Source organism: Streptomyces sp. NPDC059256 (genome assembly GCF_042753785.1).
In the GTDB taxonomy this organism is placed as follows: Bacteria; Actinomycetota; Actinomycetes; order Streptomycetales; family Streptomycetaceae; genus Streptomyces.
This window is the reverse complement of record NZ_JBHYZO010000003.1, coordinates 624359-640709: the sequence shown is the minus strand read 5'-3', so window position 1 is coordinate 640709 and position 16351 is coordinate 624359. Positions and strand designations below refer to the sequence as shown.

At 70.1% G+C, this 16351-nt stretch carries 18 protein-coding genes; 8 read left to right on the top strand and 10 right to left on the bottom strand.

What is annotated here, in order from left to right:
• Nucleotides 1-2: 2 nt before the first annotated feature.
• The 5 genes from ACFXJL_RS10715 to ACFXJL_RS10695 form a co-directional block, all read right to left on the bottom strand.
• Nucleotides 3-362, bottom strand: coding sequence for a VOC family protein (locus tag ACFXJL_RS10715; protein ID WP_384691085.1), 360 nt, complete (start codon nt 360-362; stop codon nt 3-5).
• A 207-nt stretch (nt 363-569) separates the two neighbouring features.
• On the bottom strand, nt 570-935 hold the full coding sequence (locus ACFXJL_RS10710) for a cupin domain-containing protein (RefSeq protein ID WP_329018352.1): 366 nt from the start codon (nt 933-935) through the stop codon (nt 570-572).
• 89 nt (nt 936-1024) lie between these two features.
• Nucleotides 1025-1738: an FCD domain-containing protein gene (locus ACFXJL_RS10705; RefSeq protein WP_358881786.1), complete on the bottom strand. Its 714-nt coding sequence runs from the start codon at nt 1736-1738 to the stop codon at nt 1025-1027.
• 5 nt (nt 1739-1743) lie between these two features.
• On the bottom strand, nt 1744-2229 hold the full coding sequence (locus ACFXJL_RS10700) for a VOC family protein (RefSeq protein WP_329018358.1): 486 nt from the start codon (nt 2227-2229) through the stop codon (nt 1744-1746).
• A gap of 102 nt (nt 2230-2331) precedes the next feature.
• Entirely contained in the window at nt 2332-3873 is a 1542-nt protein-coding gene (locus ACFXJL_RS10695; protein WP_329018359.1) for an aldehyde dehydrogenase family protein, read from the bottom strand.
• A 204-nt stretch (nt 3874-4077) separates the two neighbouring features.
• Between ACFXJL_RS10695 and ACFXJL_RS10690 the strand changes: the two genes are divergently transcribed.
• The 5 genes from ACFXJL_RS10690 to ACFXJL_RS10670 all read left to right on the top strand — a co-directional run bounded on the left by ACFXJL_RS10690 (nt 4078) and on the right by ACFXJL_RS10670 (nt 9088).
• Nucleotides 4078-5634, top strand: a complete 1557-nt coding sequence (locus ACFXJL_RS10690; RefSeq protein ID WP_384691080.1) for an amidohydrolase family protein — start codon at nt 4078-4080, stop codon at nt 5632-5634.
• A 53-nt stretch (nt 5635-5687) separates the two neighbouring features.
• Nucleotides 5688-6707, top strand: a complete 1020-nt coding sequence (locus ACFXJL_RS10685; protein ID WP_384640911.1) for a zinc-binding dehydrogenase — start codon at nt 5688-5690, stop codon at nt 6705-6707.
• A gap of 2 nt (nt 6708-6709) precedes the next feature.
• Nucleotides 6710-8065, top strand: coding sequence for an FGGY-family carbohydrate kinase (locus tag ACFXJL_RS10680; RefSeq protein WP_384691076.1), 1356 nt, complete (start codon nt 6710-6712; stop codon nt 8063-8065).
• A gap of 88 nt (nt 8066-8153) precedes the next feature.
• Entirely contained in the window at nt 8154-8552 is a 399-nt protein-coding gene (locus tag ACFXJL_RS10675) for a VOC family protein (protein ID WP_358881782.1), read from the top strand.
• A 92-nt stretch (nt 8553-8644) separates the two neighbouring features.
• Nucleotides 8645-9088, top strand: a complete 444-nt coding sequence (locus tag ACFXJL_RS10670) for a VOC family protein (protein ID WP_358881781.1) — start codon at nt 8645-8647, stop codon at nt 9086-9088.
• Nucleotides 9089-9275: 187 nt separating this feature from the next.
• Here the strand turns inward: ACFXJL_RS10670 and ACFXJL_RS10665 are convergent, their stop codons facing one another.
• The 3 genes from ACFXJL_RS10665 to ACFXJL_RS10655 all read right to left on the bottom strand — a co-directional run bounded on the left by ACFXJL_RS10665 (nt 9276) and on the right by ACFXJL_RS10655 (nt 10704).
• Nucleotides 9276-9662 (bottom strand): MazG-like family protein, encoded by a 387-nt coding sequence (locus tag ACFXJL_RS10665; RefSeq protein WP_384691072.1) that lies wholly within the window; start codon nt 9660-9662, stop codon nt 9276-9278.
• Between the two features lie 82 nt (nt 9663-9744).
• Complete coding sequence (locus ACFXJL_RS10660; protein WP_384691069.1) at nt 9745-10206, bottom strand: hypothetical protein; 462 nt, start codon at nt 10204-10206, stop codon at nt 9745-9747.
• 36 nt (nt 10207-10242) lie between these two features.
• Nucleotides 10243-10704 carry an ATP-binding protein gene (locus ACFXJL_RS10655; RefSeq protein WP_384691066.1) on the bottom strand — a complete coding sequence of 154 codons (462 nt, stop codon included), beginning with the start codon at nt 10702-10704 and terminating at the stop codon, nt 10243-10245.
• A gap of 461 nt (nt 10705-11165) precedes the next feature.
• Here ACFXJL_RS10655 and ACFXJL_RS10650 point away from each other — a divergent pair, with 461 nt between their 5' ends.
• The 3 genes from ACFXJL_RS10650 (at nt 11166) to ACFXJL_RS10640 (ending at nt 15017) form a co-directional block, all read left to right on the top strand.
• Nucleotides 11166-12179: a hypothetical protein gene (locus ACFXJL_RS10650; RefSeq protein WP_384691063.1), complete on the top strand. Its 1014-nt coding sequence runs from the start codon at nt 11166-11168 to the stop codon at nt 12177-12179.
• A gap of 131 nt (nt 12180-12310) precedes the next feature.
• Nucleotides 12311-13507 (top strand): ATP-grasp peptide maturase system methyltransferase, encoded by a 1197-nt coding sequence (tgmC, locus tag ACFXJL_RS10645; protein ID WP_384691060.1) that lies wholly within the window; start codon nt 12311-12313, stop codon nt 13505-13507.
• Between the two features lie 271 nt (nt 13508-13778).
• Nucleotides 13779-15017, top strand: coding sequence for an acyl-CoA thioesterase/BAAT N-terminal domain-containing protein (locus ACFXJL_RS10640; protein ID WP_384691057.1), 1239 nt, complete (start codon nt 13779-13781; stop codon nt 15015-15017).
• A 245-nt stretch (nt 15018-15262) separates the two neighbouring features.
• On the opposite strand, the gene ACFXJL_RS10635 is transcribed toward ACFXJL_RS10640, so the two are convergent.
• Nucleotides 15263-15631, bottom strand: a complete 369-nt coding sequence (locus tag ACFXJL_RS10635; RefSeq protein ID WP_358881772.1) for a sel1 repeat family protein — start codon at nt 15629-15631, stop codon at nt 15263-15265.
• A gap of 300 nt (nt 15632-15931) precedes the next feature.
• Nucleotides 15932-16258: a divalent-cation tolerance protein CutA gene (gene cutA, locus ACFXJL_RS10630; protein ID WP_384640942.1), complete on the bottom strand. Its 327-nt coding sequence runs from the start codon at nt 16256-16258 to the stop codon at nt 15932-15934.
• Nucleotides 16259-16351: the final 93 nt, after the last annotated feature.

Below are 16351 nucleotides of genomic sequence, written 5' to 3'. Positions count from 1 at the left end.
CCTCAGTCCTTGTGGGACTCGGGGTTGGCGCCCCACTGGATGATCTGGACGTAGTTGCCGTCCGGGTCGGCGAGGGTGCCGATCAGCCCGAAGGGCATCTGCTCGACCTTGCGGACCCAGGTGACGTCCAGGGGCAGCAGGTGCGCCTCCAGGGCGCGGCAGTCCTCCACGTCGACGTTGATGATGATCCGGGCGGCGTCCTTGTTGGGGCCCGCAACCTCGCTGTGCTCCTCGATGAAGAGCTGTACCGCGCCGAAGGGGAAGGCGCCGCCGTCGTTCTCGGTGACGGAGAAGGCCGAGCGGTACCAGGACTTCATCGTCTCGACGTTGTCCGAACCGATCAGCAGGCTGCCGATGTTCACGGGATTCCTCCGGCGTGTAAAGGGGTTCGTCGCCCCTGGGTGGAAGTGCTGGTGAAGGTGGGAAGGGGTGGTGCGGCCGACGGGTCGCGGGACTCGCGCGTGGCGTCGTCGGTGGACCGCCGCGCCGGCGTCCGGTGAACGGACCGGCCGGGCGGGACGGTTGTGGTGGTGACTCGGTGCGGCGGAGTGCAGCGGGCTGACGGGCGGTCAGCCGTTGCGGTACTCCTCCCGCGGCGGGGTGAAGATGTCGAGGATCCAGGTCTCGCCGTGCTCGGGGTCGCCGATGAACAGGCTGTCGCCGTGGTCATGGCCCTTGGGCGCCCAGTAGACGTCGCCGGGGCCGAGTACCTTGCGCTCGTCCGAGCCGATCCGGAAGTCGAGCTTCCCCTTGAGGACGATGCCCCACTGCTCGTTGTCGGGGTGGTTGTCGTACGGGGTGGGACCGCGGCCCTCTTCGATGCGCCAGAAGGTCAGCATCATGTCGTCCCCGGTGTAGACGCGTCGACGGAAGCCGGGCTTGATCTCGGTGAACTCGGACTCGTCGAACGGCCAGACGTGCTCTGCGTCGCTCACGGTTGAACGTCCTCTCTGTTGGGCCGGTCGTCCGGCCCTCGCGGCCCGCCGTGGTGCCGGTCCCCCACCCCTCGCGGCGGGGGCGCCGGTCAGAACATGCGGGCGATCATGTGCTTCTCGACCTCACCCAGGTGCTCGGCTGCGGCCAGGGCTGCGGCCTTGGGGTCGCCGCTGGTCACCGCGTCGGCGATGCGGACATGGGCGATCGACGACTCCGCGATCACCTCGCGGACCGCCGCCGCGTTGTTCTCGGCGTCCAGCAGCGAGGAGAAGTCCTCGGATGCGAACACCGCGTCCAACGCCTTGCGGTACAGCTCGTGCAGGGTGGGGTTGCCACAGGCGCGGGCGAGCGCCAGGTGGAACCTCCGGTCGAGGTCCCGGAACTCCTCCAGTTGCAGCCCGGGGCCGAACTCCGCCGCGAGCGCGGCGATCTGGGCGCGTTCCGCTTCGCTCGCGCGCAGGGCCGCGAGTCGCGCGATGGCGACCTCGGTGACCTGCCGCACCTCGAAGAGTTCCGAGATGTTGCGCTTGCGCCGGTCATCCCCTCCCAACGGGACGTCGGGCAGGTTCTCGGCGACGAAGAAGCGGTTGCCGCGCTTGATGACGCAGCCCAGGAAGACCAGCCCCTGGACCGCCTCCCGTACCGAGGTCCGCGCGACACCGAACTGTTCGCACAGCGTCCGCTCCGCTGGGAACCGGGCGCCCGGCGCGAGCGCACCGTCCCGGATGCTCTCCAGCAGCGAGTCACGGACCTTCTCGGAGACCGTGGTGCGGGAGACGGGAGCGAACTGGATGGGGTCCATGGCCGTCAGGAGCCGCTCGCGACGGCGAAGCGCCGCATCTCGGCCTCGATGTCCAGCGGCCGGACGATGGCCTGGTGGGCCTCATCGCCCCAGTGCTCGGCCGGGACCAGCCACATGACCTCGAACTCCAGCCCGTCGGGGTCGAGGGCGTAGAGGCTCTTGTTGGCGCCGTGGTCGCTGGCGCCCTTGAGGGCATTGGCCTTGAGCAGCCGCTCCCGGACCTCGGCGAGCGCCTCCAGCGAGGGCACCTCCCAGGCGATGTGGTACATCCCCACGGTCTTGGCGCCCGCCTCGGACGCCGTCGCCTTGTCGCCGATGGTGAAGAAGGCGATGTCGTGGTGGTTGTCGGATGCGGGTGCGCGCATGAAGACGAAGCTGCCCGGAGGGCCTTCGATGATGGTCTCGAAGCCGAGGACCTCGTGGTAGAAAGCGGCGGTCCTGCGAGCGTCTCGCACGTAGAGGACCGCGTGGTTCATGCCGGTGATCGCCATCGCCAACAACTCCTTCCGGACTTTCGGACTGATGGTCTGACGTTCAGAAGGTAGGGACGCCAGACCATGCGGGTCTTTGTTTCAGGAGCACAAAGCGAGGATTCACCCGCTGTGCACCTGTACGTTCACGGCCTTGATCCGGGTGTAGGCGTCGACCCCGGTACGGGAGAATCCGCTCGACTTCCGGGGCTCGCCACGGCCGCCGTTCATATCTGGCGCAAAATGGCAGTTGACATTGACCTCGCCGCAGTCCAGGGAGTCAGCGAAGCGGAAGGCGCGCTCCAGGTCACGGGTGAAGACGGTGCCGTTGAGGCCGTAGCTGGTGCCGTTGGCGAGCTCGATCGCCTCGGCCTCGGAGCTGAACGACATCGCCGCGAGCACCGGCCCGAAGACCTCCTCCTGCTCCAGCTCACAGCCCCTACGCACCCCTCCGAGGACGGTGGGCGCCACAAAGGTGGAACCGAGGCCGTCCGGCACCGACGGCGAGCCGATCAGCTTGGCGTCACCGGACCCGACGGCCCGCTCCACATAGCCGCGCACCCGCTCGGCGTGCCGTGCGTTGATCAGCGGACCGATGAAGGTCGAGGGGTCGAGCGCATCGCCGATCGGCAGGTGGGCCGCCGCCTCGGCGACCCCGTGGATCACCTCGTCGTAGACGGACTCCTCGATCAGCAGCCGGCTGCCCGCGACACAGACCTCGCCCATGTTCACGAAGGCGGCCATCATCGCCCAGCCCACGGCCTGCTCCAGATCGGAGTCGGCGAAGACCACGACCGGTGACTTGCCACCGAGCTCCAGATGGACCGGGGTCAGATTGCGGGCGGCTGCGGCCATCACATGACGGCCCGTGTCGGTACCGCCCGTCAGGCTGATCAGATCGATCCTCGGGTCGGTGATCAGCTTCTCGCCGACCCTGCTGCCCGCGCCCAGCACCACATTGAGGACACCCGCGGGCAGTCCGGCCGCGGTGAGGATGCGCCCGAGCTCCACCAGGGTGATCACGGCGTCCACGGGCGGCTTCGCCACAATGGAACAGCCCGCGGCCAGGGCGGATGCGATCCGCTGGCTGCCGGTCATCAACGGACCGTTCCACGGCAGCAACTCGGCCACCACACCCGCGGCCTCCGGCTGGCGCACGGTCAGGATCTGCGGACCGCCGCCCGGCAGCAGCTCAGGCGGGAAGGTGGCACGACGGGCGTCACCGTGTGCCGTACGGGCCACGGCCGCAGCGTACGAGAAGGCGTTGGCGGCCTCGTACACATCGTTGACGAGCGCACCCGAGACCCCCTTGCCGGTGTCGAGGGCCTCCAGCGCGGCCAGCTTGGGCGCATCGGCACGGATCGCCGCCGCTGCCGCCTCCAGCACCTCGGCCTTGCGCGGACCTGGCATCCGCCGCCAGACGCCGCTGTCGAAGCTGGCGCGGGCCGCGGCGATGGCCGCCTCCACCTCCTGCTCGGTGGCGGCGAGGAAGTGCGCCGGCTGCTCGCCGGTGGACGGGTCGGTGATCGGCTGCGGCGTGCCGTCAGTGGCCTCCTTGCCGCCGATCAGCTGTGGATAGGGCTCGGTGCTGAGCCAGCCGGGCTGCAACCTGGGCTCGGCGCCGGAGCTGTCGTCGGGGCCCTGTTCGGACGTCGCGGCACGCATCGCGGCTACTCCCTCTCACTACCTGGACACTTTGGACGAATGCGTGCCAGGTTGTCGGCCGGGGGAGGCGCCCGCATCGTGTTCCCGGCATGGACCACGCGCGGTTGATTGTGCTCCCGGCCACGATGTTCAGCGGGCGCCGGCGACCTAATCTCCCTGGTCATGGTGATAGACGCCGACTCAAGCGACCGAGGTGTCCGCAGTGTGCCGGGCAGCGTCAGTGCTGCCGTGCGGCCCACTGCCGTGCCGGCAGGGGGTCCGTACGCGACGACCACCGCAGCGCACCCGACGACGCACACCGAGCAGGGCACCGCATCACGGACCGAGCCGGGCACCGCATCACGGACCGAGCCGGGCGATGGCCACAGTTCCCGCACACCACGCCCGGACCTGCTGGTCACCGGGGGCGATGTGGTGACCATGAACGCCCGCCGTGAGATCCTCACGGGCGGAACCGTCGCCATCGCAGGGGACCGCGTCCTCGCCGTCGGCGCCACCTCCGAACTGCGGCAGCGCTGGCCGGGCACCCCCGAACTGGACGCCCGCGGCTGTGTCGTGACCCCCGGCATGATCAACGCCCATCAGCACCAGACCGGTGATCCGCTGGCCCGTGCCTGGATACCCGACGACCTGGCGCCCGGCGCCTCCATCGACGCCTGGGCCGTACCCCTGCACGCCGCCCACACGGCCGCGGACGACACCCTCTCCGCCCTGCTGACCTGCGTGGAGAACCTTCGCAACGGGGTGACCACACTGGTGGAGGCCGGTACCGTCGCCCATCCCCACCCCGTCGCCCACGCCATGCACACGGCCGGCATCCGCGGCACCATCGGCACCTGGGGCTGGGATGTGCCCGGAGCACCCTTCGCCGCCTCCGCACCCGAAGTCCTCGACCGCCTCCGCGAGATCGTCGAGACCTATCCGGTCGGCGGGCAGATCGAGGGTTGGGTGACCCTCGTCGGCCACGGTCTGGCATCCGACCAACTGCTCACCGGGGCCGCGGAGTTGACCCGCTCCACCGGCGCCCCGATGACGATGCACCTCTCCCCCTCCCAGTCCGACCCCGAGCACTATCTGAAGACCACCGGGCGCCGCCCGGTCGACCATCTGGCCCATCTGGGGGTGCTGGGGCCACACCTGCTGCTCGCGCACGCGGTCTGGCTGGCCGACAGCGAGGTCGAAGCCCTGCTCGGCAGCGGTACCGCCGTCGCCTACTGCCCGTGGGCGTATCTCCGCCTCGGCCAGGGGGTGACCCAGGCGGGCCGCCACAGCGAACTCTTCGAACGCGGCGGGCGGCTCGCCCTCGGCACCGACTCGGGCAACGCCGGGGACAGTTCCGACATCCTGCGCACCGCGGCGCTCGCCGCGGGCCTCGCCAAGGACATGCGTGTCGATCCGACCGTCGCCCTCGGAGCCGCGGCGGCCCTGGAGTTGGCGACGATCCGCGGTGCCGAGGCCATCGGCATGGCCGACCGGATCGGCTCCCTGGAGCCGGGCAAGTACGCCGACCTGGTGGTCCATGCGACCAGCGGGCCCCAGTGGGCGCCGCGCGGTGACATCGCCCACCAGTTGGTGTGGTCGTCCGACGGCCGCTCGGTGCGCGATGTCCTGGTCGGCGGCCGGGCCGTCGTCCGCGACCACCAGTGCACCACCGTCGACGAAACCGCCCTCCACAGCGAGGCCGCCGGGGCCTCCGCGGACCTGCTGGCCCGGTCCGGAGTGCCGGCCCGCCCCAGTTGGCCGATCGTCCCCGCCCACTGAGCACGCCCGAAGACCCACCGTCCTCCTTCCCTCTAGCCTCTGGGAGTGTCCGTATGAAGATCGCCGTCATCACCGCGGCCGAGCAGGTCGAACTGCGCGACGAGCCCGATCCGGTACCGGGTCCTCAGGACGTGCTCGTCAAGATCGGCGCCTGTGGTCTGTGCACCATGGAACGCCGGCTCTACCTGGGCACCAAGCCCATCTACCCGGTCGCCGCCGGCCATGAGGTCGCGGGCGAGGTCGTGGCCGTCGGTTCCCAGGTCGCGGTGCTGCCGGGCGTCCCCCAGGTCGGCGACACCGTCACCCTGGACCTCCTGACCCGCTGCGGCACCTGCACCTCGTGCCGGCGGGGCCGCTCCGCGCTGTGCAAGCAGCCACAGGGCGGCGCACTCACCGATGGAACGATCTCGATGGGCGCCGGACTGGCCCAGTTGGTGAAGGTGCCGGCAGCGCAGGCGTTCGGCACCGGCTCCGCGCCGCTGCGGCACGCGGCCATGGGCGAGCCGCTGGCCTGCGTCACCCACTCGGCACGACTCGGCGGACTGCGCGCCGGTGACCGGGTGGCCGTCGTGGGCGCCGGGTACATGGGCCGACTGCACCTGGCCCTGGCCAAGCTCCGCGGAGCCGCTTCGGTCGGGCTCATCGACATCAGCGAGGCCAGGCTGTCCGAGGCCCGTGAAGCCGGCGCCGACTGGACCAGCACCCCCGAAGAAGCGGTGGCCACCGGCGGCAAGCAGGACCTGGTGTTCGTCACCGCGGGCGCGCCCGGCGCCCTGGAGACGGCGGTGGCGATGTGCGATGACGGCGGTACGGTCGTTCTGTTCGGCGCGTTCCCCAAGGATCTGTCCGAGGGAGTGAGCCCGGATCTGATCCACCACCACGAGTTGACCATCCTCGGTGTCTTCAGCCATGAGCCGCAGGACTGGACCGAGGCCGCGGCGCTGATCGCCTCCGGACGGCTCGGCGCCGACCTCGACGCCCTGGTGACGGCGGAGTTCCCGCTCACCGAGGTGGACGAGGCGCTGCGGCTGGCCGCGAAGTCGCCGGTGTACCGAGTCCTCGTGGGCGGCTGACCGTGTCGCCCGCGTCCGCTCCGGTCGTCATCGGGGTCGACCTGGGAAGCAACTCCGCCCGTGCGCTGGCCCTCGACCCCGAAGGCCGCACCCTCGGCAGCGCCACGTCCGGCTATCCGGGCGCCGCCTCCTGGCAACCCGGCCACGCCGACCCACAGGGTTGGCTGGCCGGCGCCGCGGAAGCGGTCCGCCGACTGGCGGCCCAACTGCCCGCCGCGGCGAACCCGGTGGCGCTCTGCTTCGGCGGCCAGAGCCCCACCACGATCGCGACCGGCACCAGCAGCGCGACCGCGCTGACCTGCCGCCACCCGGCCGGCGCGACCGGCTCCCCGGTGGACCAGCACCACGCCCAGAGTGCGCTGCTGGGCGAGGAGTACGGGTCCGACGCGGTGGTCTGGCAGCTGTACGACTGGGTGATGGCCGAACTCGGCGCTGACCGGCACCAGTCGCGCTGGCCGGGAGATCCGCTGCTGAACGGCTACGGGCCCGTCGCCGCGACCGGTTCGTTGGTCGGAACGGCCGACGGTGGCAGTGGTCTCGCCGTCGGTACGCCGCTGGTGGCGGGGGCCCAGGACGCGTACCTCGCGTTCTGGGCGGGCGGGCTCGACGAGCCGGGCCGTGCCATGGACCCGGGCGGGCGCACCGGAGGGTTGGCCGTCGCGGTCGCCGCGGGCTCCCCGGCCGCAGATCACTACGCGCTGCCCAGCGCCGTACCGGGACTCGACATCGTCGGCGGACCGGTCGCGGCCCACGGTCTGATGCTGGAGTGGCTCAGCAGTCTCACCGGACGTGAGGTGCCCGATCTGCTGGCGCTGGCGGCCGATGTGCCTGCCGGAGCCCGGGGCGTGACCGTCATCCCCTATCTGGAGGGCGAGCGGGCGCCGCGCTGGAACCGGGCGCTCCGCAGTGAGATCCACGGTCTGTCCGCATCGGCGGGCCCGGGTGACATCACCCGGGCGGCGCTGGAGGGCGCCGCGTACGGACTGGCGCACATCGCCCTGGAGTTGGCCGCCAAGCAGGCCCCGATCCACACCCTGGTCTGCGCGGGTTCGCCGGCCCTCAGCCGACTGTGGTGCTCGGTGAAGGCATCGGTGCTGGGAGTGCCGGTGGAGGTGCCCGATCCGGTGGACGTCGCCGCCTACGGCGCGGCGCTCGCCGCGGGCGCCGGTGCCGGCTGGTGGCCGGCGCCGGGGAAGGGACGGGGCGGCGACTGGCCCCGACCGCGGATGACGCTGATCGAGCCGGAACCCGATCCGGTGTACGAGGAGGGGCTGCGGCAGTTCCTCGCCCTCGGGGACGCGGGCGTGGCACGGGTCGCCGAACGAGAAGCCCGAACGGCCGCCCCGGCAGCGGTCTGAGCAAACGCGCGGCGCAGCGCCGCACAGCAGGGAACGGCCCGCGCGAGTGCCGCGCGGTGACCGAACGAGCATCGAGCATGGAGTCGAAATGCCCAACCCCGTGATCTTCATGGATCTGCCGACCCCGGATGTGGAGGCCACCTCGGTCTTCTACGCGGACCTGTTCGGCTGGACCTTCAACCGGCGCCCGGCCGGCAAGTTCTCCGAGGTGCTGCCCGGTGTGAAGCCCAACCTCGGCATCCACCTGGACGAACGCCCCTCCACGGGCGGTCCGGTGCCGCGGATCTACGTCATGGTCGACGAGCCGCCCGCCTATCTGGAGAAGGCCGTGGCCAACGGCGCCTCGGTGCTCTGGGAAGAGAAGCCGTGGGAGGAGTTCGAGGCCCGGTACGCGGCGTTCCGCGACCCCTGGGGCAATGAAGTCGTGCTCTGGCGCGACAAGGGCACCTACTTCAAGAGCGGCCACGCCCCCGAGGCGAAGGCGTAGATCCGTGGGCCGCCGACACCGTCCCGGCTCCGGCGGCCCATCGCGTACTGCACGAACCACCAGGCACGACCGAGAAAGCCCGAGGAACCGCCATGACCAACACCCTGATCTTCGTCGATCTCCCCACCCCCGATGTCGAGGCGTCGACGGAGTTCTACCGCGAGCTGTTCGGTTGGACGATCAACCCGCGCCCGCAGGGCGTCTTCCACCAGGTGGTGCCCGGTGAGGGCCTGCACCTGGGCATCTTCAGCGAGACCGAGCAGTACCCCGACCCGGCCCCGCTGCCGACGCAGCCGCGCTCGGGCCTGCACACCCGCGTCTACATCCTGGTCGACGCCCCTCCCGGTGACTACCTGAACAAGGCGGTGCTGCTGGGCGCGACCGCGCTGTGGGAGCAGAGCTTCTGGAAGGAGTTCAACGGGCACCACGCCTCGTTCCTGGACCCGTGGGGGAACCAGATCGTGATGTGGCGCGCGCCGGACGCGGATGAGAAGGACGCCGCGGACGAGGCCGCCGCGGCGGAGTCCGACAGCTGACGGGACAAGGCGTCACGGCGAAGTGCCGTGTCCGCCCCGCACACCGCACTCGGCTGGGATCTCCCCCGGCCGAGTGCGTGCCTATCCGCAACGCGGCCAACCACAGCGCCGACCGCCGACGACTGACCGCTGACCGCTGACCGCTGACCGCTGACCGCGACAACCTGCCGTACCCGAGCGCTAGCCGTCAGGACTCACCGTCCCCGAGCACCCCACCCGGGACCAAGGTTCCCGCCTCCGACGCCTCTCGCTCGTCCGGCAGCGCCCGGGCCACCAGATGCCGAAGCCGCTCGGCGAGCAACTCCTCACCGTTCGGACTGATGGTGGCCAGGGCGACCATGCCGGTCACGATGACATCGCACAACTCCTTCTCCACGTCCTGCCAGGTGTGACTGAATCCCTTGCGGGGGTTGGCACCCAACACCCCGTGCAGTGCCTGTGCGACCTCGCCGTACTCCTCACCGATCTTGAGCACCCGCAACAATCTGGCGTCGCCCGCCGCGGTCGGGACGGCTTCCGCGTCCAGCCATTCCTTCAGCCGCCGCACACGGTCCCAGTTGATGTCCGGTTCCATCTCGTTCCCCTCTTCACATCGAGTGCGCACATAGGTGGGCACTGCGGAGCGGACGCACCACCCAAGCCCACCCGGCATCTGTTCATCCGACCCTGGCGTCATCCGGGCGGCTGAGCGCGGCAGTGTCGGTATCCGCTCCCGGCTCAACGGTCCGTACGACCAGGACGTATCGCCCCGACCAGTCCGACGCGGTGAGCGTGAAGGAGTCGCCGTCCCGCAACCGTCGATAGACGGCCACTCGCCCCTCCTCATCCGCCACCCAGTTGCGCAACTGCGTGGGCACGTCCCCGAGGTCGAGCCAATCGTTGGGATCTATGCAGGTCAGTGCGGTGGACCAGGGCACATCGGGATCGGGGTCCAATCCGTTGGCGATACGGGACGCCTGCACACAGGTCCAACGCAACGCGCGCCCCGCATAAGGCGTGTTGAACCTCCCGAGCACCAGTTGAGCCGCCCCCGTCCCTTCTTCTTTGCCCTGTTGGGCCTCGGCAACGATCTCGGCAATGACCTCCGCCCGATAGACGGGGCCCTCGGGGTCAGCCATCGTCGCCGGGCGGAGGGCACACCGTGGCCTGGGGCGTCATCCGCGCTCCGCCTCCAGATCGGCCCAGACCCGCTTGCCCCACCGCAGGGGGTCGACGCCCCACCGGCCGCAGGACAGGGCAGCCACCATCGCCAGCCCCCGCCCGGACTCATCGTCGACGTCGGCCGCCTTGACCCGGGGCACCTGCCGGGACCGATCCACCACGGCCACCCGCACCACACCCTCGTCCAGCAGGGTCACGGTCACGCGGACCGTTCTCAGCCGGGCGTGCACCACGGCGTTCGACATCAGTTCGCTGACGACGACCCACGCCGTGTCCTCCAGTTCCTCCAGCCCCCATGCCCGAAGCGCTGCGGAGACCAGACGACGTGCGGCTCGGACGGACTCCGGCGCCCGCCGCAGGGACTGCGCGTAGGCGGGCCGCCCGACTGCTGCGGACCAGATCACGGGCGGGTCGGTCGTCGCCCCCCTGCCGCACGGGTTCTGCTGACCACTCACGCCCCGGGCTCCCCTCAGTGGCTTGCTCACAGACGAGCCAACTCCCCTGGAGCACGGGCAGTCGGAAGCCAGGACAGACCTTGCCTCCGGACTTTTCACCGCAATCGGACTTCCCGATCCGCCCAAACCCGCTACCTTCTGTGCTCGACCGAGCCACGGAAGGTGATGAGGTGTCTGATCTGACATCGTTCGAACACGCCTGTCTGCTGCAAGGGTGGGCGAAGCCCGCGGACTTCCTACGGGCCTTCCAGGCCACGGCGGATGTCCTGCATGAGTCACCCGCACTGACCGACCGCCAATTACGCCGGTGGCGCCAGCCCGCGCCTCCCGCGCCACGGCGGCGCGCCTGGCGGATTCTGCACGCGATGTTCGGAATCTGTCCGACCGAGCTCGGGTTCCCTGGACCACCGCCAGGTGTCACCTTGGGAGGTGAACCTCTTCACACACAGAGAGGCACTTCCGTGGACCGTCGCGCATTCCTCACCGACTCCCTCGGTGCGGCAGCCTCCGTGAGTCTCCCCGCCCATCTGCGGCCACTCACGCCTCCGGGTACATCCGGCTCGGTCGGCACGACCCACCTCCTCGAACTCCGCGAGGGTCTGCACTCCCTCTTCCAACTCGACGATGCCTACGGCGGCGCAGCCGTCCGCTCACTGGCCCTCCGGCACCTGCGCCGAGTCATCCGAGTCATCGACACCGGCACCTATCCCGACACGATCGGTCGCCAACTCAAGCTCCTCGCCGGGGAGATCACCGGATGGTGCGGCTGGCTGCACTACGACGCCAACCACCAGGACACCGCCCGCCGTTACTGGGGCGAGGCCCTGACCACGGCTGCCACCCTCGGGGACGCCAACCTGGAGATCCTGGTCTTCTCCCAGATGAGCTTGCAGGCATCCTGCGAAGGCCGACCACAAGACGGCCTCGATCTGGCCCGCGCCGGCCAAGAGCGCGCCACCCGTCTCGGATCACCGGTGCTCCGATCCATCATGGCCTGCCGGGAGACTCGCGCTCTGTCCGGGATGGCCGACGGCAAGACGGCAGGCCGCCGCCTCGCCGATGCCATGCGCCTCCTCGACCACAAGGGACGCGGGCGTCCCTCCTCCGAATGGGCCGCCTTCCACGGGCCGACGGAAGTGGAGTACTGCCAAGGTCTCCTCTACAACGAACTCGGCAACCACCAGGCCGCCGTCCCCTTCTTCCGCGCCTCTCTGGCCCACCAGAGGAGCAGCTACGGCCGCAACCGGGCGTTGTACCGGCTGATGCTCGCCAACACCCTGGTCCAGGCCGATGAGGTCGAGGAGGGCGCCGCGTACGCGGTGGAAACCCTGGGACATCTGGACGAGGTCGAATCCGGCCGTGTCCTATGCCGCCTCGCCGAGGTGGCCCATGCGCTCCGCCCGGTCGACACCGCCTCCGCCAGGAACGCCGTCGAGCAACTGGACGACTACGCCCGCTCGAAGAGTGCGGCTTGATCTCTGACCGCCGATAGGTGGCGGCTGACACCCCCCTCATGCCCTACCGGTCGCCATGGGCGCGCATGGAGAGTGCGCAGCCCTGCCAAGCCATGTTTCGAGGAGAAGAATGGGCCGAAGGGACTCCCCGCATGACAGACCCCGCCCCCGACAGGCTCGCATCCCGGCATCGCACGCGACTGGCCGACCGGCTGGAAGCGACCGGACTGCTGCGCTCCGCCGCATGGCGGGCAGCAGTCCTGGCGGTGCCCCGGGAGCTCTTCGTCCCGGCCTTCTTCCGTCGCGGCGACGGCCCCCAGGGGACCGTGTGGGCCCCAGTACAGCCCGAGACCCAGGGCTCCGACACCTGGCTGGAGGAGGTGTACACGGACGAGACCCTGGTCACCCAGCTCGACGGCGGCGTGCACCCCGGCGATGTGGACGGCCCGGTCGGCGGGGAACCGACGTCGTCCTCCACCCTCCCGAGCCTCGTCGTACGGATGCTGGAGGACCTGGACCCAAAGGACGGCGCCCGCGTCCTGGAGATCGGCACGGGCACTGGCTACTCCACCGCGCTGATGTGTCACCGTCTCGGCGGCGACCATGTCACCTCGATCGAGTATGACCCCGCCTCTGCCGCCCGCGCCCGCACTGCGATCACCACGGCCGGGTACAGCCCTCGGCTCATCCAGAGCGACGGCCTCACAGGGGACGACGATGGCGCGCCCTACGACCACTTGATCGCCACCTGCTCCGTGCGAACGATCCCGCCCGCCTGGCTCCGCCAGGTCAAACCCGGAGGCACGATCCTCACCACGATTTCCGGCTGGCTCCACGGCTCCGGCCTCGCCCGTCTCACCGTCGGCGAGGACGGCACCGCCTTCGGCACGTTCCTGCCCGGCACCGTCTCCTTCATGATCGCCCGTCCCCACGCCGCCCCCGACCTGGGCGACTTCTCCAGTCTGCTGCGGCAACCGGCCGAGGAACGCCCCGCCCACCACGGCCAGGAGGTCTTCCAGGAGTGGGTCCCGCTGTTCCTCACCCAACTCGCCGCGCCCAAAGCCCAGCGCATCTCCACCAGAGTGGACGGGGGCCCCTGGCTGGTGCACACCATCGACGTCGGTAGCGGCTCCTTCGCCACCCTGGTCCCCAGCGACGACAGCGGCGGCGGATTCCGTGTACGTCAGGGCGGACCCCACCGGCTCTGGGACGATGTCGAAGCCGCCATCGATGCTTGGAAGGCGGCGGGCTCACCTCCCCAGTCCGCGTTCACCCTCACCGTCACCCCCACCGAACAGCGGGTTCGCCTCGACACTCCCGAGGGGCCGAGCTGGACCCTGCCAACCTGACCTCTCAAGGCACACTCACCGAACGACCCATCGATTTCGGTGGCTCGGAACCAGCCGACGTCATTCCGAAGCCGCGGCAGTCCGCACCACCCCCCTTCTCCACTCACCGCGCACACCCCCCACACGCCGCACCAACCACCGTCCAACAAGCAGCTATCACCGGCTCCCAGGCGGCCCCATGGAACCATTCCGCGCCCGCATCCGGTTTCCTCGTACGACAGGGGACGGCGGATCAATCGGGGGTACGGGGACGATGAAGCCGGGACTACGGATGGCCGTTGCTTGCGGCGGGCTCGCGCTACTGCTCGTTGCCGGGTGCAGCGGAGGGGGCAAGGGCGCCGAGGGCGGCGACGAGGTGCGGCTCCGGGTGGACAGGCCGATAGCCCTGGCCGATGAGCCGGTGAGGATCAAGGTCACGGGGCTCAACGCGGGCCAGGAGGTGACGATCACCTCGAAGGCCACCGGCCACGAGCGTGTGTCATGGACCGGGCGGGCCACATTCACCGCGGACAAGGCGGGGACCGTGGATCTGGCGCGCGCCCAACCGCGTTCGGGGACGTATCAGAAGCCCGACGGCATGGGCCTGTTCTGGTCGATGAAGCCGGATTCGGGGACAGCCGACGAGTCGTGGTTCTTCCCGCCGTGGCCGGAGGCCCAGGCGGGGTACGAGGTGAGTCTGACGGTCAACGCCGACGACAAGCAGATCGCGGCCCACACGTTGATCCGCACCTGGATGCGCAAGGGTGTCACCCATAAGGCACTGACCGTGGCCGACGACGGGGTCGATGGTTCGCTCTATCTGCCGCCCAGCGGGGCGAAGCGTCTCCCGCCGGTGCTCAGCCTCGGCGGCTCGGAAGGCGGCCCCGGCGACAAGTTCTCCCCGGCGCTGCTGGCCTCCCGGGGACACCCCGTGCTCGCCCTGTGCTATTTCGGCTGCCCCGCCCGCCCGGACACACTGGAGCGGATCGAGCTGGAGTACTTCGTCACCGCCGCCAGGCTGCTGAAGCGCGAGCAGGGCGCCGGATCGCAGCGTCTGGCCGTCATCGGGGCCTCACGCGGCAGCGAGGCCGCGCAACTCCTCGCCCACTACTACCCGGACCTGTTCCAGGACGTCGTCGCCTACGCCCCGAGCCACCAGACCAACCCCGGCTTCCCCAAGAACGTGCCTGCCTGGACCAAGGACGGCAAGCCGGTCGACCATGCGCCCATTCCGCTCCAGCGGGTGCGCGGCACGGTACTGGCCATCGCGGGCGGCCAGGACGGTCTGTGGCCGGCGGCGCCTGCGGCCGAGGAGATCGCCGAACAGCAGGGGGCCTCGGGCGACCGACACCGGGCGCTGATCTACCCGGATGCCGGGCACGGCGTCAGCACACCCCCGTACACCGCGCTCGGCAGGTCCTTCAAGCACCCGCTGACGGGTGACACCTACGACATGGGCGGCACACCGGCCGCGGACGCCCACGCACGCTCCGACAGTTGGCCGAAGGTGCTGTCGCTGCTCCAGGACTAGAGGACGGCCGATACCGCCCACCCCGGGCCCATCGGCGTACCCCGAGGCTCGCACTCGGCTCCAGCACACATGGCCTCCCACACGGATGGAGCAGTTGCGGAGGTAAGACGTACTGCCGCCCAGGAACGGGGCCCAACACGGCGTGATGAACCTCGATTTCACTCTAAGGCAAAGTGAACTGACGAGTCGTCAGTGAAGAGCGCCTCGGGCCCGATGCGAGCGCTGGATCTCCCTCAGGACGGGCCCTAGAGGGGATTGCTGCCGTCCCTGTTGAGGGGGTTCCCAGGGCGGAAGAACCGCTTGGCGACGAAGTGGCCTCGTTCGGCCGCCATACGGAACCAGGGCTCCGACTGCTCAAGTCCATCGCGGTGCTCCACGAGCCTGCCCATCTCCCACATCGACTCGACATCGCCGTTGTCGACGGCCATGCGCAGCAGGCGTTCCGCCTCGTCAAAGTCCCCCTGGATCTTGGACATCATCGCCAGTCCGCGCAGCGCCCTCGAATCGCCCGCCGCTGCGCCGACTCTCAGTTCATCGACCGACACCCGCCGTCTGCGCCGCAGGGCCCCGCTGACCAGGAGCAGGATGCCAAGGCCCCAGAGAATCCAACTCACTTCAGTGAATGTGTCCCGGTCCGTCGTCACCCCGATGATGCTCAGAACCGCCGCGACGAACAGTAAAAAGCCGGCCACACTGATCCCCCCACTCTGTGCCGCCCCCATCTGCCAGGGGGCAGGATAGACGCCCCTGTTCCCCTTGCCGAGGGAGCGAACCAGCCAGCGGCGTGGACCCATTACCGGCCCCCGTGGCTGTTGGACGGCTCAACGAGGCGCGGCCCGGCACCACCGCGCGTTCCACTGAGGGTCAGCCCTGCTCGGTGGGTCCTGGTGCGGGTGAGCGAGCGGCCAGGTGGGCTATGCCTCCGTACTCTCCCCCACCACCCACCCCAGATACTCCCGGGAGCCACCTTCCACCGGCAGCACGATCCACTCCGGCACGTCATAGCTGTGGGTGGTCGCCACCCACTCGGCCAGCTCGGGCAGCCGGTCGCGGGTCGTCTTGTACGAGATCCGCCACTCCCGTTCCTGCTGCACCGCACCCTGCCAGCGGTAGACCGCGGTGAAGGCGGGGTCGATGTGCGCGCACGCCGCGAGTCGGCGGTCCACCGCGCCGTGCGCCAACTCCGCCGCCTTCGTCTCGTTGTCGATGGTGGTCTGTGCGATCACGATGTTCGTCGACACGGCGGCTGCTCCTTCGTAGGGAGATTCGACCCTATCCAGGGGCGCGCCATGGTGCAGCCAGCACAACGAGGACGCGGTACGGGGCCGGGCTGA